Below are 25,628 nucleotides of genomic sequence, written 5' to 3'. Positions count from 1 at the left end.
GAAAATGCCTCCAATCCCGATGGATTGGAGGCTTTTTCGTGTCGGTGCCGGACACAATGTGCGGCTGTGAGCGCCGTGATGCAAAATAGCGACACGGCGAAGCTCACAGCGTCACATTGTGTTCGCGCCTTGCGCCGGCGCGGGCCGCCGGGCACTCGTCAGCGGACGAAATCGCCTATCGCCGCGAGGAACTGGTCCGGCTTCTCGACCATCGGGCTGTGGCCGGAACCCGCAATGAGGTGCGGCGGCAGGCCCGCGGCGGTGTAGCGCGCGACGTTCGACGCCGTCGGCGTCAGGACGTCCTTGTCGCCCCACAGCACCAGCACCGGCTTGCCCAGCTCCTTCAACGTCTCCACCACGGGCCGGCCGGGGTCTTTCGAGTCGCACACCCCCGCGTAGTTGAGCTGTTTCAGGGACCGGAATGCCAGCGCCGGAACGGGGTAGTCGGCGGCAAACCCGGTCTGCAGCGAGCTTTCGCTGATCGCATCGACGCCGCGGAAGCGGTCCAGCGCGGGCCCGATGACGGGCCAGCACAGCATCCTGCCGAGCAACGGCATCTCGACCAGATCTTCGCCGGCGGGAGTATCGGAAACCGCAACGCGCTCAACCATTTCCGGGTACTTGGTGGCGAATGCGGCAGCCACCTCGCCGCCCATCGAATGCCCCACCAGTTCGGCGTGCCGGACACCCAGCGCCTCGAGCGCGCGATGGACGGCCGCGGCCTGACCGTCGGCGTGATACGGCGCGGCATCGGTCGGCGCCTCGGAGCCACCATGCCCGACGAGGTCGACGGCGATCACCCGCTGATGGGCCGCCAGGGCCGGGGCGACCTTCTCCCACCATTCGATGGACGCCGAATATCCGTGCAGCAGAACGATTGCCCGGTCACCGGGCGGCCCGTACTCGCGGACGTTCAGGTCTGGGCCGTCGAGTGTGAGCACGTGGCCCCCGGCGAATGGTTCCGCAGCGCGACCGGTGTGGTCCGCCACCACGGCGTTGACGACCAAGGCCACCACCGCTGCGGCCAGCAGACCGACCAGGATGCGCAGTTTCATGGCGTGACGCTACCGCCGCGGGCCCCTCCCAGCGACGAATTATCTAGTGCCACCCAGCTCGCGCTCGGGGGGCGACGTCACTGTCACCCGAGTTCCGCCGCCGACCGCGGAGTCGACGAGCATCGAGCCGCCCATCGCGTCGAGCCGCGCCAGCAGCGAGCCCAGCCCGATGTGCCCGTCGGCCACGTACCGTGACACCACACCGGGGTCGAACCCGACGCCGTCGTCAGCGACGGTCAGGACGACGCGATCGCCTATGCGGCCCAACCGCACCGACACCGTCGTGGCCTGTGCATGCTTGCCGATGTTGGTCAGCAGCTCGCGGGCCGCCCGGTACAGCAGCTGCTGCGAATCCGGCATACCTACCTCCTCGAGGTCGGCCCGCACCTCGATCCGGCCGCGAGATTCGAACTGCCGCACCAGTTCCCGCACCGCCGGCGTCAACCCGAGCTGGGCGAGCACCTGCGGATGCAACTCGGTGACCGTCGACCGCAATGCCGTCGCCGTGTCTTCCAGCGCGGCGTAGACCGCGTCGAGTTCCGGCCCGGGGGTCCGCTCCCGGACCTCATCGAGCTGCAGCCGGGCCGCCAGCAGCGTCTGCAACGGGCCGTCGTGCAGCCCTTCGGCGACCTCCCGGTTGTGCCGCTCGTCGGACTGCATGGCCTCGGAAACCAATTGGCGACGCACCTCTTGTAGGGCCTGCACGCGCTCCTGTCGACGCACCAACACGCAGCACAACACAGTGGTGGCCACCGCCAGCCACACGAGAAAGCCGAAGTGCGTGTAGACCATGTTCGGCAGGCCCATGCGGTCGTCGTGTTTGGAGTAGAAGATCCAGACCGCCAGATAGCCCGTGGCAGTGAGGGTGCCGATCGCCGCGGTCATCAGCGGACGGTCCTGGAACGCCACCGAGATCGGCAACAGGAAGAAGACGGGCAGCAGGGCCGCGGTCGCGCCGCCGGACACCAGGCACAGCGCCAGGATCACCACCAGGTCGATGCCGGTCGATGCCCAGTCTGCCCAGCGCGGCACGGGTCCGCGTAGCACCGCCACCAGCCAGATCACCGCGGCGACGGCATACAGGCCCAGGATCACGGCGTACAGCTCGGGCAGCCAGTGGTCGACTTCCCAGATCCACACCAGGACACCGATCAGCGCGATCAGCGGGAGCCGTAGCCCGGCCGAAATCCGCACTGGTTCGGCAGCCAGGTACTCCCCGATCCGGCTGAGCATCGGCCTCACGTCAGTCCAGTAGCTTTCGACGCATCGCCTCGGCCACGGCCGCCGCGCGGTCCCCGACGCCGAGCTTCTCGTAGAGCCGCTGCACATGGGTCTTGACCGTCGACGGCGCCAGGTACAGCTCCTTGGCCATGGCGGGAATGGTCGCCCCCTTGGCGATCAGCTGCAGCACCTCGCGTTCGCGCGGGCTCAGCACCGGGGCGTCCGGCTCGGCCCGCCGACGGATCTCACCCGCGAGCCCGGCGGCCAGGCTCGGCGCGACGACGTCGCGGCCCTTCGCGCATTCGAGGATCGCGTTGACCAGCTCGCTACGTGTCGACTCTTTCGGCAGGAAGCCGGCCGCGCCTTCCTGCAGGGCCCGGTAGACGATCTCCGCCTCGTCATGCGCGGAGAGCAGCAGCACCCGTGTCGGCAGGCCGTCGCGCAGCACCGCTGCCGCCACCTCGGTGCCGTCCATGCCGGGCATGCGGTAATCCAGGAGGGCGACCTGAGGCTTGTGGGTGCGGATGGCCTCCAACGCCGACGTGCCGTCGTCGGCTTCGGCCAGCACCTCGATGGCGCCACTCGCCGTCAGGGCGCGGACGACGCCGTCGCGAAACATCGGGTGGTCGTCACCCACCACCACGCGAACCCGTTCGTCGTTCATGCCGTCAGCGTCGCACGGCAACCAGCGAAAAGTAACTCCGATCGCAAATTGACGGCCGCGTGTCCCCCGATCAGGGGACACGGGAATCCTCCGACAACTCGGCCGATTACCCGATACCCGCGGGCTCCGCAGCCAGGCACTCTTGAGTCATCACCGGAACACACCGGAGCAAGACACGAAAAACCCACTGACACAGGAGAATTCACATGAGCAGCACAGCCCGCACCTTCGGCCTCTCGATCATCGCCGCCGGCGTTCTCGGCGGCTCGGCACTCGGCCTGGCCGGTGCTGCCGGCGCCACGACCCTCGGGCCCGATGTCCGTCCGCCGGCCATCGTCGCCACCCCGTCGATCACGGCTCCGCCCGCCGGCATGCCGCTGCCCGGCGTGTTCTGGCACCACGGCATCTACCGCGTCTCAGCCCTGCAGGGCCGCTGACCGCCTGAACCCGGATTCCCTCCCCGAAGTCGTCGCGGGGAGGGAATCCGCTGTTGATCTGCGATGTGACTGAGCTGACGGTTCACGCTTCAGCCTGAGTTCGGCCCTCGCTGGCTGACCCTGCCGGTACCAGGATCACCGCGGTGACCCAAACCTCCGGCGAGTGCCGTCATCGTGGATGTTGTGCCGGAAGCGAGACGAAAGGAGCGCCGCACATGCAGATCAGGTGCCCTATCGAGTTCCCTGTCGTCCGGACGTTGGCTCACGACCCGAATGCCCCGACCGTACTTCTCATTCACGGTTTCCTCGACGACCTGACCGTGTGGGATGGCGTGATCGACGGCCTGGGCGACAAAGTCGCGACCGTGCGCTACGACCTGCCGGAGTTCGGTCGTCGCGCCGGAACCGCCAGGGACACAAGCGCCATCACGTTGGAATCGCTCGCCGCCGAGGCGGGCGCCGTCATCGACAGCATCGCCGGACCGGTCATCGTGGTCGGCCAGAGCCTCGGTTCGCAGATCGCCGAGCTGGTCGCGGCCGCGCATCCCGATCGGGTCTGGGGCTTGGTGCTGCTCACCCCAGTTCCGTTGGGCGGCACCCGCTTACCCGGCGGCGTGGTCGCGCAGTTCCACGCTATCGACGGCGACAGTGCCGCGCAGCGCCTCTCGCGGGCGGCGATCTCCCCCCATCTCACCGACGCCCAGCTCGACCGGCTCACCGACATCGGCAGGCACCTGGTGCCGGGCGTCGCCGGCCATTACGTCGACGTGTGGAACGACGGCGCGGCCGACGCGCCCGCCGCCAGCGCATTCCCGGGCGCGGTGCTCGTGATTCGCGGCGGCGCAGACGGTTTCGTCACCGGCGAGCTTGCCGACGCCATCGCCTCGCGTTTTGGTCGGCCAGACGTCCGCACCATCGAGTCCGGCGGTCATTGGCTGCATGTGGAATTCCCGGACGCCGTCGCGGCGATGATCCTGGACTTCGCGGACTCCGACCTGTCACCACGTGTGGGCGTCGATGACATGCTTCACGGTCGCGAGTGATCGAGCCAGGACGTCGATCTGCACCGAACCCAACGCCACCCGGATCGCGTGCGGCGGGTTCTTGGTCATGGCGAAGGGTTCTGCGGTGGACACCGACACCGTTTCGCGCAGCAGATCGGTCGCCACTTGATCGGCGCGCGCCTCACCGGGCAGCGGAAGCCACAGGAAGTACGAAGACGGATTCCCCACGACGTCCAGTCCGGACAGCACTTCGCGCGCGACCACCTGCCGATGCCGGGCGTCGGCTCGCTTGTCCGCTTCCAGCCGGGTGACGGTGCCGTCATTGAGCCAACCGGCGGCAATCGCGGTGACCAACGGTGGTGTGTTCCACGTCGTCCCCCGGATCGCGCGTTCGAAGGCACCGATGAATTGTGCTGGCGGAACCACGAATCCGATGCGCAGGCCGGTGGCCACACTCTTCGACAGCCCCGACACGTAGACGGTCAGTTCCGGGGCGAGTACCGCCAGCGGTGCGGGCGGGCGATCGACCAGATATGCGTACGACGCGTCCTCGATGATCGTCACACCGTGCCGGCGCGCGATCCCGACGAGGGTCTCGCGGCACGGTGCCGGTGTCACCCAGCCGAGCGGGTTGTGCAGCGTCGGCATGGTGTAGATCGCCCGGACCGGCCGCGTACGGCACAGCTCCTCGAACGCATCGAGATCGGGTCCCTCGTTCCCGGCAGGAAGTGGCGCCATCTCGAGCCGGAGCACCTGGGCCAGCACCTTGAAGCCGGGGTAACTCAGGGCATCGACGGCCACCACGTCGCCGGGTTGCAGCATCGCCAACGCGGTGACCGCCAGCCCGTGCTGTGCGCCACTGACGATCAACACGCGTTCGGCCGGGACGCTCAGGCCGCGTCGCTCCAGATGCAGTGCGGCCGAGGCCCGCTCGTGCAGCCGCCCAGCGTGCGGCTGGTACCGCAACAGGGCGTCGAGATCACCCGACGAGGCCAGGCCCCGCAACGCATTTCGCAGCTGGTCGGCCTGTCCCGGAACCGAGGGATAGTTGAAGTTCAGATCCACGACATCGTCGGCGAATGCCCGCTCCGAAACGTCGTCGCGGAGCGGGAGCGACGATTCCCGGACGAAAGTGCCCCGGCCGGCTTCACCGCTGACCAGTCCCATCTCGGCGAGTTCGGCGTAGACGCGGGTCGCGGTGACCAGCGCCAGCCCTTCACGCGCGGCGAGTTCGCGGTGGGTCGGCAGCCTTGCGCCGGGAGGGATCACGCCGGCGCGGATGTCGGCAGCCAGCGCGTCCACGACGGCTTTGTACCGAGCCCGACCCATGCCCGCATTGTATGCATGACAATTTGTTGATCGTATTGAATTGGCGACCCTAGGCTCGGATCATGCACATCGCCATCCTCACCTTCGACGGCTACAACGAACTCGATTCGCTGATCGCACTGGGCGTTCTCAACCGAGTCCGCAAGGCGGACTGGCGCGTGTCCATCGCCAGCCCAAGCCCTCGAGTCGGTTCGATGAACGGCGTCGTCATCGAATCCCACATCGATCTGGAACAGGCGTGCACCGCCGATGCGGTCATCGTCGGCAGTGGCATTCGGACTCGCGAGGTGGTCGCCGACCAGTGTTTGATGGCGCGCCTGAAACTGGACCCGTCCCGGCAACTGTTGGCTGCACAGTGCTCGGGCACGTTGGTCCTCGCCAAACTCGGCCTCTTGGACGGAGTTCCGGCGTGCACCGACTCGACGACCAAGCCCTGGGTGCAGGCCGCCGGAGTGGACGTTCTTGACCAACCGCTGTTCGCCAAGGGCAACGTCGCGACGGCCGGCGGCTGCCTGTCGTCCGCGTATCTGGCGGGGTGGCTCATCGCCCGTAGCGAGGGCGTCGACGCCGCTGTCGAAGCCCTGCGCTACGTGGCACCCGTTGGCGAGAAGGACGACTACGTCGCCCGTGCACTGCGCAATATCACGCCGTACCTCGACCGCGCGACAGCTGCCTGAGCACGCAGGCGCTACCGGTCCTGCATATCGAGCACAACGCGGAAACGCGCGTCCCCGGACATCATGCGCGCGTAGGCCTTCGGTGCTTCGTCGAACGGCAGGACCTCGGTCATCGCGGCAACCCCGTGCGCGGCACTGAAGTTCATGCCGTCCTCGTTTTCGACGGGGGTGCCGGTGAGGCTGCCGACGATCGATCGGCTGGCGGTGACCAAATCCACGGTGTTCACCGGAATCGGGTCTCCGGCGACACCCACGACGATCAGCTGGCCGCGCGGCTTCAGTCCGGCCAGCAGCGGCGCCATCGACGAGCCGCTCGACGCCGTGGCCACGACGGCTTCAGCGCCGCCGAGTTCCTGCAACGCCTCAGCGGGATCGGTTGCCGCACTGTCGATGTAGTGGTCGGCGCCGAGCTCGGCGGCCAGCGCGGCCTTGTCGGTGCCCCGGGCGATGGCCGCAACCCGGTAGCCGAGCTTGCGGGCGTACTGCACGCCCAGATGTCCCAGACCGCCGATACCCTGCACGGCCACAAGCGAATCCGGCGCCGCATGGACCAGCTGCACAGCGTTGTAGGTCGTGATGCCGGCGCACAGCAGCGGCGAGGCGGCCACGGAGTCGATTCCCTCGGGGATGCGGACCAGTCCGCTGGCCCGGGCATACGCCACCTCGGCATAGCCACCGTCGGTGTTGGTGCCGAACCAGGGCTGATCGTTGCAGTTGACGAAATCACCACGGCGGCAGGATGAACAGACGCCGCAGTGGCCACCGAGGAAGCCGACGCCGACGCGGTCACCGACGTGCCAACCGGTGACGTCGGCGCCGATGGCGTCGATGACGCCCACGGCTTCATGACCGGGTATCACAGGCAGGTGCGGGTCGGGCCGCTGGCCCTCGACGGCGAGGACGTCGCTGTGGCACACCCCGCAGCTCTGTACGCGGAAGCGCACCTGACCCGGAGGTGGCTCGAGCAAGGGCCGCTCCACCAGCTCGAAATGGGCCTGGCCAGTCACCTGAAAGGCGCGATACGTAGACATTCGTTTTCCTCTGATCGAATTCAGTTGCCACTCGGCGGCACGGCGGGCTCCGTGGTGGGGAGATTTCGCCTCACACAGCGCCGGATACCCCGGACACCATTCCGGCCCACGGCCCGCCAGTCCGTCCCCGCGACTCCTGGTAGTGACAGGGCCACCTTCGGCGGACGCCACGCCGCGACGGGTTGTGTTGCATAGGAGGCAACGGCGGCGAAAGGCCTCAGATGACAACAGATCTGCTGAGCTCGGTGTTGGAAGCGCACGGCGGGCTGGACCGGTGGCGCAGTCTGAGCTCTGTGGAGGCGACCATCGTCACCGGTGGCAAACTGTTCGGCATCAAGGGACTGCCGCAGGACCCGGCGCCACGACGGATGTCCGTTGCGACGCAACGCCAGTGGGCGTCGGTGCGGCCGTTCGGCGCACCGGATCAGCGCACCGACTTCACCCCGGCTCGCGTCGCCATCGAGAAGCTCGACGGCCGGGTGGTGGCCGTGCAGACGGATCCGCGAACAACTTTCGCCGACCACGAGCTGAGCACACCGTGGAATCCGTTACAGCGGGCCTACTTCAACGGCTACGCGTTGTGGATGTACCTGACCACGCCGTTCTTCATGGCACTGCCGGGCATGGACGTCACCGAAATCGAACCCGTCCTCGATCACGGCGAGCGGTGGCGCGGCCTGCGGGTGCGCTATCCCGATGGCTTCGCCAGTCACAGCCGGGAGGAGGACTTCTTCTTCGGCAGCGATTTCCTCATCCGGCGCCATGACTACCGCGTCGAGATCGCCGGCGGGTTCGCCGCCCACCATTATGTCAGTGAGATCGTCGAAGCCGACGGCATCATGGTGCCGACACGGCGCCGCGCCTACCGGTGCGACGCCGCCGGCCGACCGCTGGCCGACGAGCTCATGGTGGCCATCGACCTCAGTGACGTCCGCGTTGTTCCCGAGGAGTGGGCCGCGCTTCCACATGTCTAACCAAGTGGCTTATCGTGGCGGTCATGGACTTCGCGTTGTCGGCAAAAGCGCAGGATTACCAGCACAGGCTCACCGAGTTCATGACCGAGCGCGTGCTGCCGGCCGAGGCCTCCTACCACGCCTACCGCGAGGAGAAGGGCCCGCAGGACCACACGGTGCCGCCGGTGGTCGAGGAGCTCAAGATCGAGGCGCGCAAGCGTGGCCTGTGGAATCTGTTCTTGCCGTCGGAGTCGGGGCTGACCAATCTCGAGTACGCCCCGCTGGCCGAGATTTCCGGCTGGAGCATGGAAATCGCGCCCGAGGCCATCAACTGCGCGGCGCCGGACACCGGCAACATGGAGACCCTGCACCTGTTCGCCAACGAGCAGCAGCGCAAGCAGTGGCTCGATCCGCTACTGGGTGGTGAGATCCGCAGCGCCTTCGCCATGACCGAGCCCGCCGTCGCGTCGTCCGACGCCCGCAACATCGAGACGACGATGCTGCGCGACGGTGGCGACTACGTCATCAATGGCCGCAAGTGGTGGATCACCGGCGCCGCCGACCCGCGCTGCAAAATCCTGATCGTGATGGGCCGCACCAATCCCGACGCCGCGTCGCACGCCCAGCAGTCGATGATCCTGGTGCCGGCCGATACCCCGGGTGTGGACATCCAGCGGTCGCTGCCGGTGTTCGGGTGGCAGGACCAGCACGGGCACTGCGAGATCGTCTTCGACAACGTCCGAGTACCGGCGGAGAACCTGTTGCACGAAGAGGGCTCCGGTTTCGCCATCGCGCAGGCCCGGTTGGGGCCGGGCCGCATCCACCACTGCATGCGCGCCCTCGGCGCCGCCGAGCGGGCCCTGGCGTTGATGATCGACCGGGTGCAGAAGCGCGTGGCGTTCGGCAAGCCGCTGGCCGAGCAGGGCGTGGTGCGCGAGTCGATTGCCAAGTCCCGCAACGAGATCGACCAGGCCCGGCTGCTGTGTGAGAAGGCCGCCTGGACCATCGACCAGCAGGGCAACAAGGCCGCGCATGTCCTGGTGTCACAGATCAAATCGGTGGCCCCGCAGGTCGCGTGCGATGTGATCGACCGCGCCATCCAGGTGCACGGCGCCGCCGGGATCTGCGACGACGTCCCGCTGGCCCGGCTCTACGCCTGGCACCGCGCGATGCGGCTGTTCGACGGACCGGACGAGGTGCACATGCGCACCATCGCGCGCGCCGAACTGGGCCGCGAGAAGTCCGCACTGGCGGCCGCGGTGTTGGGTCAGTGATGCGGTCCACTGGTCTGGAACTCGCCGGCGCCTGGAACTTCCGCGACGTCGCCGAAGAGACGGGCATCGCCCCCGGCCGGCTGTTCCGCTCCAGCGAGCTCAGCGGGCTCGTCGAAGACGGCCGTAAAGCGTTGCAGCACTACGGCATCACCGACGTAGCCGACCTCCGGTCGCTGCGTGAGGTCGAGCGCCGCGGCCCAGGCCAGGTGCCCGACGGCGTCGCGATCCACCTGCTGCCGTTCCACGAGCTGGCCGCGGCAGGCACCGATACCGCCGAGGCACCGCACGAGAACGCCTTCGAGAAGATGATGACCGCGAAGCCCGATGACGAGGACGTCGCCGTCGCCGCCGGTCGCTTCATGGTCGAGGAGTACCGCCGCTTCCCCACCCTGCCCGGCGCGCATCTTGCGATACGCCAGGTCATTTCGATGCTCGCCGACTCGCGGCCGGTGATCGCGCACTGCTTCGCCGGCAAGGATCGCACCGGCTTCACGGTGGCGACGGTGCTGGGGGCCGTCGGCATCGAGCGTGACGCGATCCTCACCGACTTCCTGCGGAGCAACGACGCCGTACCGCAGCTGCGCGAAGGCATCCTCGAGACCATCCGGACCCGGGCCGGTGAGACTGCCGAGGTCGTGACGTTCGCCGAAGCCCGGCTCACCGAAGAGGTGCTCGGCGTCCGCGAGGAGTACCTGGACGCGGCCCTGGCCGTCGTCGAAGCCGAGTATGGTTCGCTATCGAATTACCTTGCCGCCATTGGTGTTACCGATGAGCAGGTGAGGCGGTTGCGGACGGTGCTGAGGGGCTAGGTCGGGTTCGCCTGTTGCGCGGTGAGTGTCACTCGGACCTCGTCGGCCACTTTCATCGCGCCCATCAACATCGAGAACTGCTTGATGCGATGGTCGCTGTGCCGTACCACCGCCTCACCGGTGATCCGCAGGTCCGCGTCGTCCCCCACCGCGTGGACGACGACGCTCTGCTCGCGGCTCTGACCGCTGAGGTCCAGGGTCCCGACAAGCCGCCACGAGTCGCCATCCCGCTCGATCGACGACGAGCGGAACGTCGCCCGCGGAAAGCGCTTGGCCTGCAACGTCTTCAGCGCATTGTTGCGAACCAGTGTCTTCTCGGCACCCGACAGCGGCGTCATACCGCCCTCGCCCGTCAGCACGTCCAGCGAGTCCAGGTCGACGGTCACCTCGACCGCAACGGGTTCGTCTCCGTCCACGTCCACGGTCGCCGCCCACGATCGCATCGCGATGGTCAACCGGTGTCCCATCCGCGCCGCACTGCCGGTGACGCCGGTGTGCAGGAGCAGCTCACCGGCCGACGCGTCGAAAGTCCGTCTCTCTGCGCTCAACTACCGACCACCAATCCCGTCACCCACGCCGCCGCGGCCAGCAGCGCGGCCGTCAACTCCACCCCCATGGCCAGTGCGACACCTTTGATGGCGTGCTTGGTCGACGTCCAGGCCCGGCTGGTGTCCCGCAGCGCCGAGTACTCGGACAGGTAGACGCCCAGTACGAAGCCCAGGGCCAGGCCCAGCACCGGGATCACGAAAAACCCGATGACGCCGAGGATTCCGCCGACGACAAGGCTGCGGGTGGACACGTCGGCGCGACGCATCCGGCGCATCGGCCAGAGATATTTGATGACCTCACCGGCCAGGAACAACGCCGCCGCCACACCGAGCACCACCCATGACGTCGCGGTGTGGACGGCCACCGCCCACACCGCGATCGCCAGGAACACGAGCAATCCACCGGGCAGTACCGGCACCACGATGCCGACCAGGCCGATCGCGATGACCAGCGCCACCAGCACTGTTCCCAAGGTGTTCACTTACGGCTCCAGGACAGCCTTGCCGTGAATCTTGCCGTCTGCCAACGCCTGCAGGGCGGCGGCACCGTCGGACAACGCGAAGCGCATCGGCTCCGGCGGCCGCAACCCGGCCTCGACCAGCTTCGCCAGGCCCGCCCCGACCTCGGCGGCCGAACCGGGCACCTGGCGGATGAACTCGCCGTACCCGACACCCACGACGCTGATGTTGCGCAGCAGCAGCCGGTTCACCTTCACCGACGGGATGCCCTGTCCGGCAGCGAAACCCAGCACCAGCAGGCGACCCTCGGGCGCCAGCACCCGAATCGCTTCATCGAACGCCTCACCGCCGACCGGGTCGACCACCAGGTCCACTCCCCGACCGTCGGTCGCCGCCAGCGCGGCTTCGCGCCAGCCGTCGGCCAATGGCAGCACCACGTCGGCACCGACAGAGGCCACGAAGTCCAGCGCCTCGACCCGGTGCACCATGGCGATCACCTTGGCGCCCATGGCCTTTGCGATCTGGATGGCCGCGACCCCGACGCCACCGGCCGAGCCCAGCACCAGCACCGTCTCCCCCGCCAGCAGCTTGCCGCGGCGAGCGAGCGCGAAGTACATGGTGTAGTAGTTGCCGAGCAGGCAGACCGCCGTGGCGTCGTCCAAGCCGTCGGGCGTCGGGATCACCGAATCCGGCAGCGCCAGCGCGCGCTCGGCGTAGCCGCCCATCATGGTGAACGCCGAAACCCGCTGGCCGGCAACGAAACCAGAACTCTCCGGCGCCGACCGGACGGTACCTGCCACCTCCATGCCGGGGGTGAACCCGGGTGGGAGCTTGAGCTGGTACTCGCCGCGGATCAGCAGCAGGTCGGGAAAGCAGACGCCGGCCGCACCGACATCGATGACGACCGCATTGCCCGAGGGGTCTGCGGCGTCATCGACATCGGTGTAGGCGAGGCCCGATGGACCCGTCAGCGACTGTGCGACAAGCGCTTTCACCTATCAGCCGAGCGCGAACGAAGCAGCCTTGGCGGCCGACAGGTCGGTGATCTCGCCCCACTTGGCGGCCACCTCGTCAACGCTGGGCACGTGGTCGAAGGTGACACCGTCGTTCTGGAACAGCGCGGTGCGCTGCACCTTGCCGCCGCCGACGATGAAGATCGAGCCCGTCTCGGGCAGCTCCTCGCTGCACAGCTGCGCCACCACCGGCGCCACGTACTCCGGCGACAGCTTGGCGAAGACCTCCGGCGGCACGATGTCCTCGGTCATGCGGGTCGCGGCGATCGGCGCGACGGCGTTGAGCTTGATGTTGTACTTGGCGCCTTCCTGGGCCAGCGTGTTGATCAGGCCGACCAGGCCCAGCTTGGCGGCGCTGTAGTTGGCCTGACCGAAGTTGCCGAACAGACCACTGGTCGAGGTGGCGACCACGACGCGGCCGTAGGCGTTCTCGCGGAAGTGCGGCCAGGCGGCACGGATGACGTTGTAGCCGCCGTAGAGGTGCACCTTGAGCACGATGTCCCACTGCTCGGCGGTCATCTTGTGGAAGGTGCCGTCGCGCAGGATGCCCGCGTTGGACACCACACCGTCGATCTTGCCGAACGCCTCGATCGCGGTCTTGACGATGTTCTCGGCGCCCTCGGCCTCGGCCACCGAGTCGTAGTTGGCGACGGCGCGGCCGCCGGCGGCCTTGATCTCCTCGACGACCTGGTCGGCCATGTTGTGGCCGGCGCCGGTGCCGTCGCGGGCGCCGCCGAGGTCGTTGACCACGACACAAGCGCCTTCGCGGGCCAGCGTCAGCGCGTATTCACGACCCAGGCCGCCTCCGGCTCCGGTGACGGCAATGACGCGATCCTGCACTCCGGGCATGGGTTTCCTCTCATGGAACAGAAATTGGACAGCCCGCCCCATCTATTTTCGGGTGGGGCCACCCCTTGTGTATACGGCGACCGGCTGACCGCCGTGCCGCCGGGTCTGCGATCTCTAGAAGAACTTGCGCGCGATCTTCCACGCCTTGTCGGTGTACGGCGGGTAGATGAGCTTGCCCAGGTCGGGCCGCGTCGGCTTGGTCATGACCGACTTCGCGTGGCTGAACTCCAGGAAGCCGTAGCGACCGTGGTAGGCGCCCATGCCGGACGGTCCGACGCCGCCGAACGGCAAGCGCGCCGTCGAGACCTGGAAGATCAGATGGTTGACCAGCATGCCGCCGGCCGGGACCTCACGGATGAACCGCTCGCGGACGGCCTTGGCCTTGGTGAACAGATACGCCGCCAGCGGCTTGGGCCGGGCGTTGACGAACGCGATGGCGTCATCGAGCGAGTCGACGGTGATCACCGGCAGGATGGGCCCGAAGATCTCCTCGGTCATGACCGGTGCGTCGAGCGGCGGGTCGACCACGACGGTCGGCTGGATGGTGAGCCGGGCCGGGTTCGTGCCGCCACCGGTGACGACCTCGCCACCCGTGCCGAGGTAGCTACTGAGCCGGTTGAACTGCCGCTCTGTGACGATCGGCAGACCGTCGGCATCGTCGGCGGTGAACGCCACGACGGCGTCCCGGATCTTGGCGACCAACTCGTCACGGATGGGCTTCTCGGCCACCACGTAATCCGGCGCGACGCAGATCTGGCCCGAGTTGATCACCTTGGCGAAGGCGATGCGCTTGGCGGCGACGTCGATGTCGGCGTCGGCCGCGACGATCACCGGGCTCTTGCCACCGAGCTCCAGCGTCACCGGCGTCAGGTGCTCGGCTGCGGCGGCCATGATCTTCTTGCCGATCTCGGTGCCACCGGTGAACATGATGCGGTCCAGGCCCTGCGCGATCAGCTCCTGGCTGACCATGCCGTCGCCCTCGACCACCGCGATCGCCGAGGTGTCCAGGTACTTCTCGACCAGTTCCACCATCAGCCGCGACGAGGCCGGGGCGAACTCAGATGGCTTGAGCACCACCGTGTTTCCCGCGGCGATGGCACCGACCAGCGGGCCCAGCGTGAGGTAGAACGGGAAGTTCCAGGCGCCGATGATCAGCACCGTGCCGTAGGGCTCGTACTCGACCCAGCCGCGGCCGGGCAGCTGCGAGCGCTCCAGCAGGCGGTAGCGACGTTTCGCCCACTTGTGCAAGTTCTTGGCGGCGTCCTTGGCCTCGGCGATGGTGCCGACGCTGTCCGCGAGCCAGGCCTCGAATGGCTTGCGGCCGAGATCGGCCTCCAGCGCCTTGGCGATGGCCGTCTCGTTCTCCTCCATCGCCTGGGCCAGCGCAAGTAGCTGGCGCTTGCGCCACTGCAGGTCGCGGGTGCGCCCGGTGGCGTAAGTCTTTTGAAGACCGGCCACGACAGCCGGAATATCAGTGGTCGCGACGGGTGCGACAGATTCGGTGGTCATGACGAACGTCCTTACGTGAGCCAGGCAACACCGGAATCCTAACCAACCAGCCGGTTGGGCAGAAGGGTCAACTGCTGGCGATCAGCCCTTGCGCGCCGTCACGAAGGTGGAAAACGCCTTGTCATCGACGGTATCGACCTGCACCCAACGATTCAGCCGGCGCATCTCCTCCTGCGAGGTGACCGACGTCGACGACCAGCCGTGCGCGTCCAGCCACTCGGCCACGTCGGCGCGATCGGGATCCTCGTACATCAAATCCTGCACGTTCATCACCTGCCCCATGCCGAACTGGCCGGCGAGCTTGTCGAACCGGTCCCGCATCCGCTGGCGTCGTTCGGCGGCGTGCTCGCCGACCGTCTCGACCGAGATGCGGCTACCCGGCGCGCTCAGCGCGGTGATGTTCTCGAAGAGGCGGTCCTGCGCGTCAGCCGGCAGGTACATCAGCAGCCCTTCCGCCAGCCAGGCAGTCGGCGCCGAATCGTCGAACCCGGCTTCCCGCAATGCTTTCGGCCAGTCGTTACGCAGGTCGATCGGCAGCTGATGCAGCGTCGCCGCCGGCGTCGCGCCATGCGCCTTCAGGGTCTCGTCCTTGTACTCGAGCACCTTCGGCTGATCGATCTCGAACACCGTCGTGCCGGCCGGCCAGTCCAATCGGTAGGCCCGCGAATCCAGCCCGGACGCCAGGATCACCACCTGACGGATACCGGCCGCGGCGGCGTCGGCGAAGTAGGCATCGAAGAAGTGCGTGCGCACCGCCTGGTAGTTGCCCATGTGCTCGAGGACCGCGGCCACCTCGGGATCGGCGCCGGCCATCCGGTTGTTGAAATCGGCGTCGAGGATCGTCTCCCACACGCCGGTACCCGCGCCGGCCACCAGGATCTTCGCGAACGGATCGCGGATCAGCGCGTCATCGCGTTCGGTTTCCCCGGCCCGCGCGGCGGCCACCATCACCGCCGTCGCACCCACACTGCTCGCGATATCCCAGGTGTCGTCGTCGGAGCGCTCGCTGCCCATGTACCAGGTGTACCAGCTGATGCCGGTCTATTCGGTGACCTGCCACAGCTTGTTGGCCAGCAATAGTTCGAGCCGCTCGATGACGGCGGTCAGCTCCTGGTGGCTGCCGACATAGCCGGCGTAGAACCCCATGCCCCACATCACCGCGATGAGCATCTCCACCACCGTGGACACCTCGGTGTCGACGGCCAGTTCGCCGCGTTCGACGGCGTCGGTGACGGCCCAGGTCACGAAGTCACGGGAGGCCACGAGCGCGTCGTGTTCCTCCTGGCGCAATTCGGGATGTCGCTGTGCCTCGAGGATCGAGGTCACCAGGAACGCCGCAGCGGACCGGTCCTCGGAATCGGCCTGGATGGCGGCGACGAAAAACGACGACAGGCGCCGGATGAAGGTGGTCTCTTCCTCGGCCCGGCGACGGCCCGCAGCGACGACCATGGCGTTGGTCTGATCGAGGACCTCGCCGTAGAGCACACGCTTGTTCGCGAAGTAATGGTTGATCGCTGGGCGCGTCAGATCCGCACGGATCGCAATGGCTTGGAATGTTGCTGCGTCATAACCAAGTTCACTGAAAACCTCGCGTGCGGCGCGCAGGATGCGCTCACGAGTTTCGGCCGCCTTCGCCGCGGGAGGGCGACCCGGGCCACGGGTGGCGATGTACGGCATCGTCAAATTGTGCCATAGATCTCGGCCCGACCCTGCTCGTATGCGCGGGACAGCCGTCGAAATTGCTGCTCCCAGCAAACTTGCAGATCTGTCAACAACCGAAAGCTGCACGGCGTGCGGTTCCCGGCCGCGGGCCGGCGCCGATCGGTAGCCCGGCCAGGAACGACCGCCGGTGTGCCGGCGCCTGCGAAACACCGCGGCCACAGGCGTGTTGTTGCCGGCGCATGTCGACGTCAGCCAAATTAATGTTGGGCGCCATGGCGGGCGTGGTGTCGCGAGAGTCGCCGGCGTTGCGCCGGCAGCAGCTCGTCAGCCGGTTGCGCGACAAGGACCCCGAATACGACGCCCTCCGGCGCGCGACCCGCGCAGGTGTGGTGCTCCCGGTCGTCGCGATCGTCGGACTGGCCGTCGGTACCGCCGTCGGAAGCCGGTCGCAGACGACCATGTTCGCGATCTTCGGCGCCGTCGCGCTGCTGGTGGTGGTGGATTTCCCCGGCAACCGGCCGGCGCGGGCGCTGGCCTACGCCGGGCTCGGCTTCAACGGCGCGGTCCTGATCACGCTGGGCACCTTGCTGTCCCCCCATCCGTGGCTGGCGGTGCCGGCGATGTTCGCCATCGGGCTGCTCGTGACGTTCTCGGGTGTCCTCAGCGAGATCATCGCCGCCGGGCAGCGCTCCACCTTGATGACGTTCGTGCTGCCGGTGTGCACGCCGGCGGGACCCGTCCCCGATCGACTGCTCGGCTGGGCCGTGGCCTGGGCCATTGCCGTCCCGGCCGCGCTGTTCCTGTTGCCACCCACGCATCACGACGACCTGCGCAAGCACGCCGCGCAGGTGTGCCGCCTGCTGGCCGCCCGGCTCGAGGGGTCCGCGACGGCGCAGGAGCTCTTCGATGCGATGGAGGTGCTGGGCGACAACTTCCTCGGCGCCGACTTCCGCCCGGTCGGTCTGACCGCCGGCAGCCGCGCCCTGGTGCGGGTCGTCGACGACCTGCGCTGGCTGTGCGACCGTGCCACGGACGCCACCGGCTCCCTGCTCGCCGAGACCCGCGAACCGGCCATCCGGGTACTGAACGACTGCGCCCGGGTGCTGAGCACACCGCGCGCCGCGGGCCGCGATCGCTACCGCGCCGACCTGGCCGACGCCCTGACCGCGCATCGGGCCGCCACGCGCGGGCGCTACCGCGAGGACATCGAGCTGATCCGCGCCGAACCGGACGACCTGCTGGCCGTCGCGACGGGCCGAAAGCTGTTGCGGCTGCGCACGTTCTCGGCCTGTATCGGGGCGACCGGACGCGTCATCGGACTGGCAGCCGACGCCGACGCCCGGCCGGTGTGGGCCCGCGTCCTGGGTCGGCGACTGCCGGCGGCCGGGAACCTCGACCGCGTGCTGTCCGAATCCCAGGCCGTGTCAGCCATCCCGTCGGGATTCGTCGCGACACGAGCGGTGGTGGTTCAGAACAGCCTTCGTACCGGCATCGGCCTGGCCGTTGCGGTGGCCGTCGTCCATCTGTTTCCCCTGCAGCACGGTTTCTGGATCGCCATGGCATCGCTGTCGGTACTGCGCAGCAGCGCGCTGACCACCGGGACCCGCGTGTTGCGCGCCGTTGGCGGCACCGCGATCGGATTCCTCCTCGGCACCGTGGTGATCCACCTGATCGGCGCGAACCCCGTCCTGCTGTGGTTCGTCCTGCCCATCGTGGCGTTCGGTTCGGCCTATGTGCCCGATGTGTTCTCGTTCGTGGCGGGCCAGGCGATGTTCACCATGCTGGTGCTCACCATCTACAACCTGATCAGCCCGGCCGGCTGGCGCGTCGGGCTGATCCGGCTCGAGAACGTGTTGGTGGGTGCCGCGGTCGGCATCGTGGTGTCGCTGCTGCTGTGGCCGCGCGGGTCGGCGGCGGTCGTTCAGCGCGCGCTGGAAGCGGCGCGCGTCGCCGGTACCCGGTATCTGACCGCGGCCGTGCGGCGAGTGACCCGCGGCGCCTCCGAGGCTGCCACAGACCGGGTGCACGCCCTGAGCTTCGACGCGCTGACGGCCTCCCGGACCGTGGATGATGCGGTGCGCCACTTCCTTTCGGAGAGCAGCGGGGCGACAGAACTGCGGGCGCCGGTGGTCCGGGCGGCCAATCAGACGGTCCGGTTGCGGGCGGCGGCCGACCTCATCGCTGACGTCGTGCCACCGCCCCTGGCCCCGTATCGCGCCGCCCGCGAGGTCCTCGAAGCGCACACCGCGTCGATCTGCGCCCGGATCATGGGCACCGAAGACGCCGACGCCGCAGCGCGCACACCCATCAGTGACGATTTCGTGCTCGCCCTGCGCGCCGAGACCGGCGGCGGAAACTTGTCGGTCGAGGCCGCGCTGCCTCTGGTGACCGTCGCCGCCAGCCTCGGCGAGCTCGAACTCCTCTACCCGGAGACCGCGCCCGCGTGATCAGTGCCCGGGGCGGTGCGGCTTCAACGCGTTCGGCGGAATCGTGCCGAACTTGCCGGATTGGAAGTCCTCGAACGCCTCGATGAGCTCCGACTTGGAGTTCATCACGAACGGGCCGTAGTGGAAGACCGGTTCCCGGATCGGCTGACCGCCGAGCAACAGCACCTCGAGCGCGGGCCGGTTGGAATCCTGGCCTTCGTCGGCGGCGACGGTGATCCGGTCGCCCGGCCCCAGCACCGCCAGCTGACCCTGGTGGATGGGATGGCCGACGGGTCCGACGCTGCCACGTCCGGACAGGATGTAGACGAGCGCGTTGAAGTTGCGGTTCCACGGCAGGTCGAGGCGCGCGCCGGGCGCAATCGTCGCGTGCGCCATGGTGATCGGTGTGTGCGTACCGCCCGGGCCCTTGGCGTCGCCGATCTCGCCGGCGATGACGCGCACGAGCGCGCCGCCGTCGTCCGACGACAACAGGGTGACGTCGGGGCCCTCGATGGCCTGGTACCTGGGGGCAGCGAACTTGTCCTTCTTGGGCAGGTTCACCCACAGCTGCAGGCCGTGGAACAGTCCGCCGCTCTCGACCAGTTCGGCCGGCGGCGTCTCGATGTGCAGGATGCCCGACCCGGCGGTCATCCACTGCGTGGCACCGTCGGTGATCAGACCGCCGCCACCGTGGGAATCCTGGTGTGCGAAGCGGCCGTCGATCATGTAGGTCACCGTCTCGAACCCGCGGTGCGGATGCCAGTCGGTGCCCCTCGGTTCACCGGGTTCGTACTCGACCTCACCCATCTGGTCCAGGTGGACGAAGGGGTCGAGGTCCACCGGGCTGACCCCGGCGAAGGCTCGGACCACCGGGAAGCCCTCGCCCTCATAGCCACGGGGACCGGTGGTGATGGACCGCACCGGGCGTTCTGTGTCACTCGGCGCAGCGGAAGCAATACGCGGCAAGCTGATCGTGTCAGCGGTGATAGCAGGCATGTCACCTATAACCGGACTGCAGTCCGATTAATTCCGGGTGCTATGCGCATCCGATAACCGCTGGTCAGCGGCTTGCCAGCGCAGCGAGCGCCGCGCTGCGGGCGTCCGCCGACGACTCGGCGGCCAGCGCCGCTTCCGCGGCCGCCCGGCACTGCTCGAGCGTCACCCCGGCGAGCGCGGCGCCGACCGCACGCACCGCAGCAGCCGCCGTCGACAGGGACGTCACGCCCAATCCGACAAGCACACACGCCAGCGCCGGATCGGCCGCAGCCTCCCCGCACACCCCGACCGGCTTGCCCTGCTCGGCACCCGCCTTGGCGGCCGTACCCACCAACGCCAGCACCGCCGGTTGCCACGGGTCGCTGAGCGTGGCCAGGTCGGCCGACATCCGGTCCGCCGCCATCGTGTACTGCGTCAGATCGTTGGTGCCGATCGACAGAAAGTCGACGTGTCGCAGAATCCGATCCGCCAACAACGCCGCGGCGGGCACCTCGATCATCACGCCGGGCGTCAGGCCGAACGACCGCACCTGTGCCGCAAAGGCTTTCGCTTCGGCGGGCGTCGCGATCATCGGGGCCATCACCCACGGACGCTGGCCGGTGGCGTCGGCCGCGGCCGCGATGGCCTGCAGTTGGCGGGTCAGCAGCTCCGGATTGCCCTGGGCGATGCGGATGCCACGGACACCGAGCGCCGGATTGGCCTCATCGGCGTGCCCGGCGAAGCGCAGCGGCTTGTCCGAACCCGCGTCGAGGGTGCGCACCACCACTTTCCGGTCCGGGAATGCGGCCAGCACGTCGCCGTAGATCTGCGCCTGCTCGTCGACGGTCGGTTCGAGATCGCGGTTCAGGAAGCACAATTCGGTGCGGAACAGACCGATGCCCTCCGCAGGCGTCTGCGCCGCCGCATGCGCCGCGGCACCGTCCTGCACATTGGCGAGCACCGCGACCCGATGCCCGTCAGCAGTGACGCCCGGGCCACGCCAGCTGTCGGCGAGGTCGGCCTCGCGGCGCGCCTGGGCCACGGCCGCGGCGGCCAGGGTCGCGTCGGGCTCGATCTCCACGGTGCCGTTGGTGCCGTCCACCAGCACCATCGTTCCCGGCTGCACCTTCTCCAGCCCGGAAACGGCCACGACGCACGGAATGCCGAGCTGACGGGCGATGATCGCGGTGTGACTGGTCGGCCCACCCAGGCTGGTCACCAACGCGACCACCAGATTCGGGTCCAGGCCGGCGGTATCGGCGGGCGCCAGATCCTCGGCACACAGCACCGACGGCACATCCGGCACCGGCACCCCCGGCTCGGGAAGGCCACGCAGATCCGCGATCACCCGATCCCGGATATCCCTGAGGTCGGCGACCCGCTCGGCCATCAATCCACCCATGCGGGTGAACATCTCGACGAACTGGTCCGCGGTCGCGACGACGGCGCGGACTGCCGACATGCCGTCGGCGATGCGCTTCTCCGTCGCCGCCGCCCAGGCCCGGTCCTGCGCGAGCGTCGCCGTCGTGGCCAAGACTTCGGCCGCCGCGCCGGTCGCGCGCGCCGCGCGGTTGCGGAGCCGGTCCGCGACCGCCGACGAAGCCGCGGCGAAGCGCTCCCGCTCCCCCGCCCGTTCCGGCTCTTCCAGCTCGGCGGCGCCGTCATCGGCCTCCGGCGCGGGCCGGGGACCCGGCCACAGCACCGGCGCGTACCGCACTCCGCCGACGGCGGGCACGCCGCGCAGGACTACAGGTGCACTGCTGGTTTCCACGTCGACGACCCTTGGCGACGGGCTCACAAATGTCTGGCTCATGTGATGTAGATTACTCCGAACCGTTGACAAGTCAACACATCCAAGCGTAAAACAAACAATACAAAGATCGAACCGGATGGATTCCCACACAATTGGAGGGTCATGTACGCGGAAGAACGGCAGCAAGCCATCGCCGCGCGAGTCCTCGCCGACGGTCGCGCCTCGGTCAACGACTTGGCCGAGGCCTACGACGTCACCACCGAAACCGTCCGCCGCGATCTCGACGTCCTCGACAAGGCCGGCGTCATCCGGCGCGTGCACGGGGGAGCGGTGCCCGCCCGCACCCTGCACCTGGTCGAGCAGGGCGTCGTCCAGCGCGATTCCACGCAGACCCAGCAGAAGGCCGCCATCGCGGCCGCAGCCGTCGCCTTCCTGCCCGCCACCGGCGGGACGGTGCTGATCGACGCCGGCACCACCACCGCGCGCATCGCCGAGCTCATCCCCACCGACCGCGACCTCGTCGTCATCACCAACTCCATTCCCGCCGCCGCAAAGCTGACATCCAACCCGACGGTGTCCCTGCAATTGCTGGGCGGCCGCGTCCGCAGCCTCACCCAGGCCGTGGTGGGGGAGCAGGCCCTGCGGACACTCGACTCACTGCGCGTCGACGTCGCCTTCCTCGGCACCAACGGCATCAGCGTCCGACACGGTTTCTCCACCCCGGACAGCGACGAGGCCGCCATCAAGCGCGCCATGGTCCACTGCGCCAACCATGTTGTGGTGACGGCGGATTCGAGCAAGTTCGGCAGGGAAGACCTCGTCAGTTTCGCGCCGCTGTCGGCGGTTCGCACCGTCGTCACCGACACCGATATCCGCCCCCACGAGCGCCAAGAGCTCATCGACGCCGGCGTCGACGTCATCTGCGCGGAGAGTGAATCATGATCGTCACCGTCACCCTGAACCCGAGCCTCGACCGCACCGTCACGCTCGACGAGCCGCTGACCAGGGGAGCGGTACACCGCCTCACCCCCGTCTCCACCGAGCCAGGAGGTAAGGGGGTCAACGTATCTCGCGCACTGACCCAGAACGGTGTCGACACCCTCGCGCTGCTGCCGGCAGCCGACCACGATCCGATCCTGACGGGGCTGACGACGCGCGGCGTGCCGTTTCACAACATCGCCATCCCGGGCACCGTGCGCAGCAACCTCACAATCACCGAAAAAGACGGCACCACAACCAAACTCAACGAGCCGGGGGCCCACCTGGATGCCGCTGCCCTGGCGACCCTGACCGCCGCCGTCTGCGACCACGCAGTGGGGGCCACCTGGGTCGTGCTGTCCGGATCGCTGCCCCCCGGGGTGCCCGACGACTGGTACGCCGGCATCGCGGCCCGGCTGGCGGCACTGCCGTGCGGCGTGGCGGTGGACACCTCCGAACGTCCGCTCACCGCCCTGGCAGAAGCCTTCGAATCCGCGGCGCCCGACCTCATCAAACCGAACTCCGAAGAACTGGCCTGGCTGACCGGGTGCTCCGCATCGGAGCTGGAAGACGCTGTCGCGCAGGGTGATCCGATGCCGGTGGTGTCCGCCGCGCGGCAGCTCGTCGACCGCGGGGCCGGCACCGTGCTCGTCACGCTCGGCGGCGCGGGCGCCGTCCTGGTCGACCGCGACGGCACCTGGGCCGCCACGGCACCGTCGATCGTGCCGCGCAGCACCGTCGGAGCGGGTGACGCGTCGCTGGCGGGTTACCTCGCCGCCACCATCTCCGGCGCAACACCCGCGCAGCGGCTCCAGACCGCCGTCGCGTACGGCAGCGCCGCTGCCGCCCTGCCGGGTTCCGCACTGCCCGGCCCGGACCAGATCGACGTGAAAGCCGTTCAGGTCCACGCCGTCACGTCCGCCTCCGCCCACCTCTGATCCGTTCTATTCAAAAGGAACACCCATGCCGATCATCACCTCGGACCTCGTCGCACTCGACGTCGACGCCGGCCCCGACAAGCAGAATGTGATCGAACTGCTGGCCGCCCGGATGGCCGAAACAGGTCGCGCCACCAACGGAGACGGACTCGTCGAAGCCGCCCTGGCGCGCGAAGCCCAGTCCGCCACCGGGCTTCCCGGCGGCATCGCCATCCCCCATTGCCGATCGCCCCACGTCGACGAACCGACGATCGGGTTTGCCCGGCTGGCGCCCGCGGTCCCGTTCGGCGCACCCGACGGCCCCGCCGACCTCGCCTTCCTCATCGCCGCCCCGGACTCCGGTGGTGCCGAGCACATGAAGCTGCTGTCCAGCCTGGCCCGGGCCCTGGTCCGCAAGGACTTCGTCGAACAGCTGCGGGGCGCGGGCACCGCCGATGAGGTGGTCGAACTCGTCGAAGGCGTGGTCGCCCCGACACCGGCAGCCGCGGTCACACCCCCGGCGCCGACCCCCGCCGCACCTGCTGCCGAACCGGCGCCCACAGCCTCGATCATCGCGATCACGGCCTGTCCCACCGGAATCGCCCACACCTACATGGCCGCCGATGCCCTGAAACTGGCCGCCGACCGCGCCGGGGTGCACTTCAGCGTCGAAACCCAGGGCTCGTCCGGGTCCACCCCACTGTCCCCCGAAACCATCGCCGCGGCCGACGCCGTCATCTTCGCCACCGATGTCGGGGTCAAGGACAAGCAGCGCTTCGCCGGCAAGCCCGTCGTCGCCTCCGGTGTGAAGCGGGCCATCAACGAACCCGACACCATGATTGCCGAAGCCGTTGCCGCGGCGAAGGATCCGCAGGCCCCCCGAGTCCAGGGCGAGACCGCCGGGGCCGCCACCACCGATACTCGCGGCGGGCTGGGCTGGGGCACCCGGCTGCGCCAGATCCTGCTGACGGGCGTCAGCTACATGATCCCGTTCGTGGCGGCCGGCGGTCTGCTGATCGCGCTCGGCTTCCTGTTCGCGGGATATGAGATCGCCAACAAGCCTGCCGGGCAATCGGATTCGCTCGCACACATCATCGCGACCACCAACTCGCTGACCAACCTGCCGGCGGGCGGGCTGATGCAGTACCTCGGCGCCGTGCTCTTCACCTTGGGTGGACTGGCCTTCGGCTTCCTGGTTCCCGCGCTCGCCGGGTACATCTCCTTCGCCATCGCCGACCGTCCCGGCATCGCACCGGGTTTCACCGCGGGCGCGGTGGCCGTCACGGTGGGCGGCGGATTCATCGGCGGTATCGTCGGCGGTCTCATCGCCGGGTTCGCCGCCCTGTGGATCAGCTCGTTCAAGGTGCCCCAGTGGTTCCGCGGCCTGATGCCGGTGGTGGTGATCCCGCTCGGCGCCTCACTGATCGTCGGCCTTTCGATGTTCCTCCTGCTGGGCCGTCCGCTGGCCGCCGTCACCTCCGGGCTGACCCACTGGCTCGGCAGCATGTCCGGCAGTTCACTGATCCTGCTGGGCGTCATCCTCGGCCTGATGATGTGCTTCGACCTGGGCGGACCGGTCAACAAGGCCGCCTACTCCTTCGCCGCCGCCGGGCTGAACATCACCGACGTCGCATCGCTGCGGATCATGGCCGCCGTCATGGCCGCCGGAATGGTGCCGCCGCTGGCCATGGCGTTGGCCTCGGCCGTCCGGCCCCGGTTGTTCACCGAGCCCGAACGCGAAAACGGCCGGGCCGCATGGCTTCTCGGCGCGTGCTTCATCAGCGAAGGCGCCATCCCATTCGCCGCCGCCGATCCGCTGCGGGTCATCCCGTCGATGATGTTCGGCGGCGCGGTGACCGGCGCCCTGGTCATGACCTTCGACGTGACCTCCAAGGCGCCCCACGGCGGCATCTTCGTCTTCTTCGCCATCGGCAACCTCATCTGGTTCGTGGTGGCCGTCGTCGTCGGCGCTGTCTGCAGTGCGCTCGCGGTGATCGCCGCCAAGAGCGCGGGCCGGTCGCTCCCGCCGGTCGACACCACCGCGGCCCTGCAGCCGGCCAACAGCTAGAACGTCCCGATCAAGCA

General features: G+C 68.5%; 24 protein-coding genes. 10 read left to right on the top strand and 14 right to left on the bottom strand.

Going from position 1 to position 25,628, the window contains the following annotated elements:
* Positions 1-158: 158 nt before the first annotated feature.
* Genes ACZ5IQ_RS00510 through ACZ5IQ_RS00500 form a run of 3 tightly spaced genes read right to left on the bottom strand, consistent with a single transcriptional unit; the run spans position 159 to position 2,940 of the window.
* The gene (locus ACZ5IQ_RS00510; RefSeq protein ID WP_212807886.1) at positions 159-1,055 is read right to left on the bottom strand and encodes an alpha/beta fold hydrolase; all 897 of its coding nucleotides are present in this window, start codon (positions 1,053-1,055) and stop codon (positions 159-161) included.
* A 39-nt stretch (positions 1,056-1,094) separates the two neighbouring features.
* Positions 1,095-2,288 carry a sensor histidine kinase gene (locus tag ACZ5IQ_RS00505; RefSeq protein ID WP_212807885.1) on the bottom strand — a complete coding sequence of 398 codons (1,194 nt, stop codon included), beginning with the start codon at positions 2,286-2,288 and terminating at the stop codon, positions 1,095-1,097.
* A 10-nt stretch (positions 2,289-2,298) separates the two neighbouring features.
* Positions 2,299-2,940 carry a response regulator gene (locus ACZ5IQ_RS00500; RefSeq protein WP_212807884.1) on the bottom strand — a complete coding sequence of 214 codons (642 nt, stop codon included), beginning with the start codon at positions 2,938-2,940 and terminating at the stop codon, positions 2,299-2,301.
* A 206-nt stretch (positions 2,941-3,146) separates the two neighbouring features.
* On the opposite strand from ACZ5IQ_RS00500, the gene ACZ5IQ_RS00495 reads away from it, so the two are divergent.
* Both ACZ5IQ_RS00495 and ACZ5IQ_RS00490 read left to right on the top strand, forming a co-directional pair.
* The gene (locus tag ACZ5IQ_RS00495) at positions 3,147-3,377 is read left to right on the top strand and encodes a hypothetical protein (RefSeq protein WP_212807883.1); all 231 of its coding nucleotides are present in this window, start codon (positions 3,147-3,149) and stop codon (positions 3,375-3,377) included.
* 215 nt (positions 3,378-3,592) lie between these two features.
* Positions 3,593-4,420, top strand: coding sequence for an alpha/beta fold hydrolase (locus tag ACZ5IQ_RS00490; RefSeq protein WP_212807882.1), 828 nt, complete (start codon positions 3,593-3,595; stop codon positions 4,418-4,420).
* Here the strand turns inward: ACZ5IQ_RS00490 and ACZ5IQ_RS00485 are convergent.
* A complete protein-coding gene (locus ACZ5IQ_RS00485; RefSeq protein WP_212807881.1) occupies positions 4,376-5,710 on the bottom strand; it encodes an aminotransferase-like domain-containing protein in 1,335 nt (444 codons plus the stop codon). The two genes, ACZ5IQ_RS00490 and ACZ5IQ_RS00485, sit on opposite strands and share 45 nt — an antisense overlap.
* Positions 5,711-5,772: 62 nt before the next feature.
* On the opposite strand from ACZ5IQ_RS00485, the gene ACZ5IQ_RS00480 reads away from it, so the two are divergent.
* Positions 5,773-6,387, top strand: a complete 615-nt coding sequence (locus ACZ5IQ_RS00480) for a DJ-1/PfpI family protein (protein ID WP_212807880.1) — start codon at positions 5,773-5,775, stop codon at positions 6,385-6,387.
* An 11-nt stretch (positions 6,388-6,398) separates the two neighbouring features.
* Here the strand turns inward: ACZ5IQ_RS00480 and ACZ5IQ_RS00475 are convergent, their stop codons facing one another.
* Entirely contained in the window at positions 6,399-7,418 is a 1,020-nt protein-coding gene (locus ACZ5IQ_RS00475; protein ID WP_212807879.1) for an alcohol dehydrogenase catalytic domain-containing protein, read from the bottom strand.
* 221 nt (positions 7,419-7,639) lie between these two features.
* Here ACZ5IQ_RS00475 and ACZ5IQ_RS00470 point away from each other — a divergent pair, with 221 nt between their 5' ends.
* From ACZ5IQ_RS00470 to ACZ5IQ_RS00460, 3 genes are read left to right on the top strand one after another with little or no spacing between them, the layout of a single operon-like run.
* Entirely contained in the window at positions 7,640-8,392 is a 753-nt protein-coding gene (locus ACZ5IQ_RS00470) for a hypothetical protein (protein WP_212807878.1), read from the top strand.
* A 35-nt stretch (positions 8,393-8,427) separates the two neighbouring features.
* A complete protein-coding gene (locus ACZ5IQ_RS00465; RefSeq protein ID WP_406774807.1) occupies positions 8,428-9,645 on the top strand; it encodes an acyl-CoA dehydrogenase family protein in 1,218 nt (405 codons plus the stop codon).
* Positions 9,645-10,454, top strand: coding sequence for a tyrosine-protein phosphatase (locus ACZ5IQ_RS00460; protein WP_212807876.1), 810 nt, complete (start codon positions 9,645-9,647; stop codon positions 10,452-10,454). The genes ACZ5IQ_RS00465 and ACZ5IQ_RS00460 overlap by 1 nt, the downstream gene beginning before the upstream one ends.
* Here ACZ5IQ_RS00460 and ACZ5IQ_RS00455 read toward each other — a convergent pair.
* The 7 genes from ACZ5IQ_RS00455 to ACZ5IQ_RS00425 all read right to left on the bottom strand — a co-directional run bounded on the left by ACZ5IQ_RS00455 (position 10,451) and on the right by ACZ5IQ_RS00425 (position 16,509).
* Complete coding sequence (locus ACZ5IQ_RS00455) at positions 10,451-11,002, bottom strand: YceI family protein (RefSeq protein WP_212807875.1); 552 nt, start codon at positions 11,000-11,002, stop codon at positions 10,451-10,453. The two genes, ACZ5IQ_RS00460 and ACZ5IQ_RS00455, sit on opposite strands and share 4 nt — an antisense overlap.
* The gene (locus tag ACZ5IQ_RS00450) at positions 10,999-11,484 is read right to left on the bottom strand and encodes a DUF456 domain-containing protein (protein WP_212807874.1); all 486 of its coding nucleotides are present in this window, start codon (positions 11,482-11,484) and stop codon (positions 10,999-11,001) included. Before ACZ5IQ_RS00450 ends, ACZ5IQ_RS00455 begins: the two co-directional genes overlap by 4 nt.
* Positions 11,485-12,456: an NADPH:quinone oxidoreductase family protein gene (locus ACZ5IQ_RS00445; protein ID WP_212807873.1), complete on the bottom strand. Its 972-nt coding sequence runs from the start codon at positions 12,454-12,456 to the stop codon at positions 11,485-11,487.
* A 3-nt stretch (positions 12,457-12,459) separates the two neighbouring features.
* Positions 12,460-13,323 (bottom strand): SDR family oxidoreductase, encoded by an 864-nt coding sequence (locus ACZ5IQ_RS00440; protein ID WP_212807872.1) that lies wholly within the window; start codon positions 13,321-13,323, stop codon positions 12,460-12,462.
* A 114-nt stretch (positions 13,324-13,437) separates the two neighbouring features.
* A complete protein-coding gene (locus tag ACZ5IQ_RS00435) occupies positions 13,438-14,832 on the bottom strand; it encodes an aldehyde dehydrogenase family protein (RefSeq protein ID WP_406774761.1) in 1,395 nt (464 codons plus the stop codon).
* Between the two features lie 81 nt (positions 14,833-14,913).
* The gene (locus ACZ5IQ_RS00430; protein ID WP_406774760.1) at positions 14,914-15,846 is read right to left on the bottom strand and encodes a class I SAM-dependent methyltransferase; all 933 of its coding nucleotides are present in this window, start codon (positions 15,844-15,846) and stop codon (positions 14,914-14,916) included.
* A 27-nt stretch (positions 15,847-15,873) separates the two neighbouring features.
* On the bottom strand, positions 15,874-16,509 hold the full coding sequence (locus ACZ5IQ_RS00425; protein WP_406774759.1) for a TetR/AcrR family transcriptional regulator: 636 nt from the start codon (positions 16,507-16,509) through the stop codon (positions 15,874-15,876).
* Between the two features lie 257 nt (positions 16,510-16,766).
* Between ACZ5IQ_RS00425 and ACZ5IQ_RS00420 the strand changes: the two genes are divergently transcribed.
* Entirely contained in the window at positions 16,767-18,941 is a 2,175-nt protein-coding gene (locus ACZ5IQ_RS00420) for an FUSC family protein (protein ID WP_406774758.1), read from the top strand.
* Here the strand turns inward: ACZ5IQ_RS00420 and ACZ5IQ_RS00415 are convergent, their stop codons facing one another.
* Together ACZ5IQ_RS00415 and ptsP are read right to left on the bottom strand one after the other, a co-directional pair.
* The gene (locus ACZ5IQ_RS00415; RefSeq protein WP_464480633.1) at positions 18,942-19,916 is read right to left on the bottom strand and encodes a pirin family protein; all 975 of its coding nucleotides are present in this window, start codon (positions 19,914-19,916) and stop codon (positions 18,942-18,944) included. It abuts the gene before it with no gap.
* A gap of 64 nt (positions 19,917-19,980) precedes the next feature.
* A complete protein-coding gene (ptsP, locus tag ACZ5IQ_RS00410; RefSeq protein WP_406774756.1) occupies positions 19,981-21,708 on the bottom strand; it encodes a phosphoenolpyruvate--protein phosphotransferase in 1,728 nt (575 codons plus the stop codon).
* 102 nt (positions 21,709-21,810) lie between these two features.
* Between ptsP and ACZ5IQ_RS00405 the strand changes: the two genes are divergently transcribed.
* From ACZ5IQ_RS00405 to ACZ5IQ_RS00395, 3 genes are read left to right on the top strand one after another with little or no spacing between them, the layout of a single operon-like run.
* Entirely contained in the window at positions 21,811-22,590 is a 780-nt protein-coding gene (locus ACZ5IQ_RS00405; protein ID WP_212807866.1) for a DeoR/GlpR family DNA-binding transcription regulator, read from the top strand.
* On the top strand, positions 22,587-23,564 hold the full coding sequence (pfkB, locus tag ACZ5IQ_RS00400) for a 1-phosphofructokinase (RefSeq protein WP_212807865.1): 978 nt from the start codon (positions 22,587-22,589) through the stop codon (positions 23,562-23,564). The genes ACZ5IQ_RS00405 and pfkB overlap by 4 nt, the downstream gene beginning before the upstream one ends.
* A 25-nt stretch (positions 23,565-23,589) precedes the next feature.
* On the top strand, positions 23,590-25,611 hold the full coding sequence (locus tag ACZ5IQ_RS00395) for a PTS fructose transporter subunit IIABC (protein ID WP_212807864.1): 2,022 nt from the start codon (positions 23,590-23,592) through the stop codon (positions 25,609-25,611).
* The last annotated feature ends 17 nt before the right edge of the window (positions 25,612-25,628 follow it).

The organism is Mycobacterium toneyamaense, assembly GCF_055384815.1.
This window is presented reverse-complemented; position numbering and strand designations above follow the sequence as displayed.

Excerpts from the sequence above, each read along its gene's own strand:
- ACZ5IQ_RS00510 (WP_212807886.1), bottom strand. The coding sequence starts at position 1,055 with ATGAAACTGCGCATCCTGGTCGGTCTGCTGGCCGCAGCGGTGGTGGCC.
- ACZ5IQ_RS00505 (WP_212807885.1), bottom strand. The coding sequence starts at position 2,288 with ATGCTCAGCCGGATCGGGGAGTACCTGGCTGCCGAACCAGTGCGGATT.
- ACZ5IQ_RS00500 (WP_212807884.1), bottom strand. The coding sequence starts at position 2,940 with ATGAACGACGAACGGGTTCGCGTGGTGGTGGGTGACGACCACCCGATG.
- ACZ5IQ_RS00495 (WP_212807883.1), top strand. The coding sequence starts at position 3,147 with ATGAGCAGCACAGCCCGCACCTTCGGCCTCTCGATCATCGCCGCCGGC.
- ACZ5IQ_RS00490 (WP_212807882.1), top strand. The coding sequence starts at position 3,593 with ATGCAGATCAGGTGCCCTATCGAGTTCCCTGTCGTCCGGACGTTGGCT.
- ACZ5IQ_RS00485 (WP_212807881.1), bottom strand. The coding sequence starts at position 5,710 with ATGGGTCGGGCTCGGTACAAAGCCGTCGTGGACGCGCTGGCTGCCGAC.
- ACZ5IQ_RS00480 (WP_212807880.1), top strand. The coding sequence starts at position 5,773 with ATGCACATCGCCATCCTCACCTTCGACGGCTACAACGAACTCGATTCG.
- ACZ5IQ_RS00475 (WP_212807879.1), bottom strand. The coding sequence starts at position 7,418 with ATGTCTACGTATCGCGCCTTTCAGGTGACTGGCCAGGCCCATTTCGAG.
- ACZ5IQ_RS00470 (WP_212807878.1), top strand. The coding sequence starts at position 7,640 with ATGACAACAGATCTGCTGAGCTCGGTGTTGGAAGCGCACGGCGGGCTG.
- ACZ5IQ_RS00460 (WP_212807876.1), top strand. The coding sequence starts at position 9,645 with ATGCGGTCCACTGGTCTGGAACTCGCCGGCGCCTGGAACTTCCGCGAC.
- ACZ5IQ_RS00440 (WP_212807872.1), bottom strand. The coding sequence starts at position 13,323 with ATGCCCGGAGTGCAGGATCGCGTCATTGCCGTCACCGGAGCCGGAGGC.
- ACZ5IQ_RS00435 (WP_406774761.1), bottom strand. The coding sequence starts at position 14,832 with ATGACCACCGAATCTGTCGCACCCGTCGCGACCACTGATATTCCGGCT.
- ACZ5IQ_RS00430 (WP_406774760.1), bottom strand. The coding sequence starts at position 15,846 with ATGGGCAGCGAGCGCTCCGACGACGACACCTGGGATATCGCGAGCAGT.
- ACZ5IQ_RS00425 (WP_406774759.1), bottom strand. The coding sequence starts at position 16,509 with ATGCCGTACATCGCCACCCGTGGCCCGGGTCGCCCTCCCGCGGCGAAG.
- ACZ5IQ_RS00420 (WP_406774758.1), top strand. The coding sequence starts at position 16,767 with ATGGCGGGCGTGGTGTCGCGAGAGTCGCCGGCGTTGCGCCGGCAGCAG.
- ACZ5IQ_RS00415 (WP_464480633.1), bottom strand. The coding sequence starts at position 19,916 with ATGCCTGCTATCACCGCTGACACGATCAGCTTGCCGCGTATTGCTTCC.
- ptsP (WP_406774756.1), bottom strand. The coding sequence starts at position 21,708 with ATGAGCCAGACATTTGTGAGCCCGTCGCCAAGGGTCGTCGACGTGGAA.
- ACZ5IQ_RS00405 (WP_212807866.1), top strand. The coding sequence starts at position 21,811 with ATGTACGCGGAAGAACGGCAGCAAGCCATCGCCGCGCGAGTCCTCGCC.
- pfkB (WP_212807865.1), top strand. The coding sequence starts at position 22,587 with ATGATCGTCACCGTCACCCTGAACCCGAGCCTCGACCGCACCGTCACG.
- ACZ5IQ_RS00395 (WP_212807864.1), top strand. The coding sequence starts at position 23,590 with ATGCCGATCATCACCTCGGACCTCGTCGCACTCGACGTCGACGCCGGC.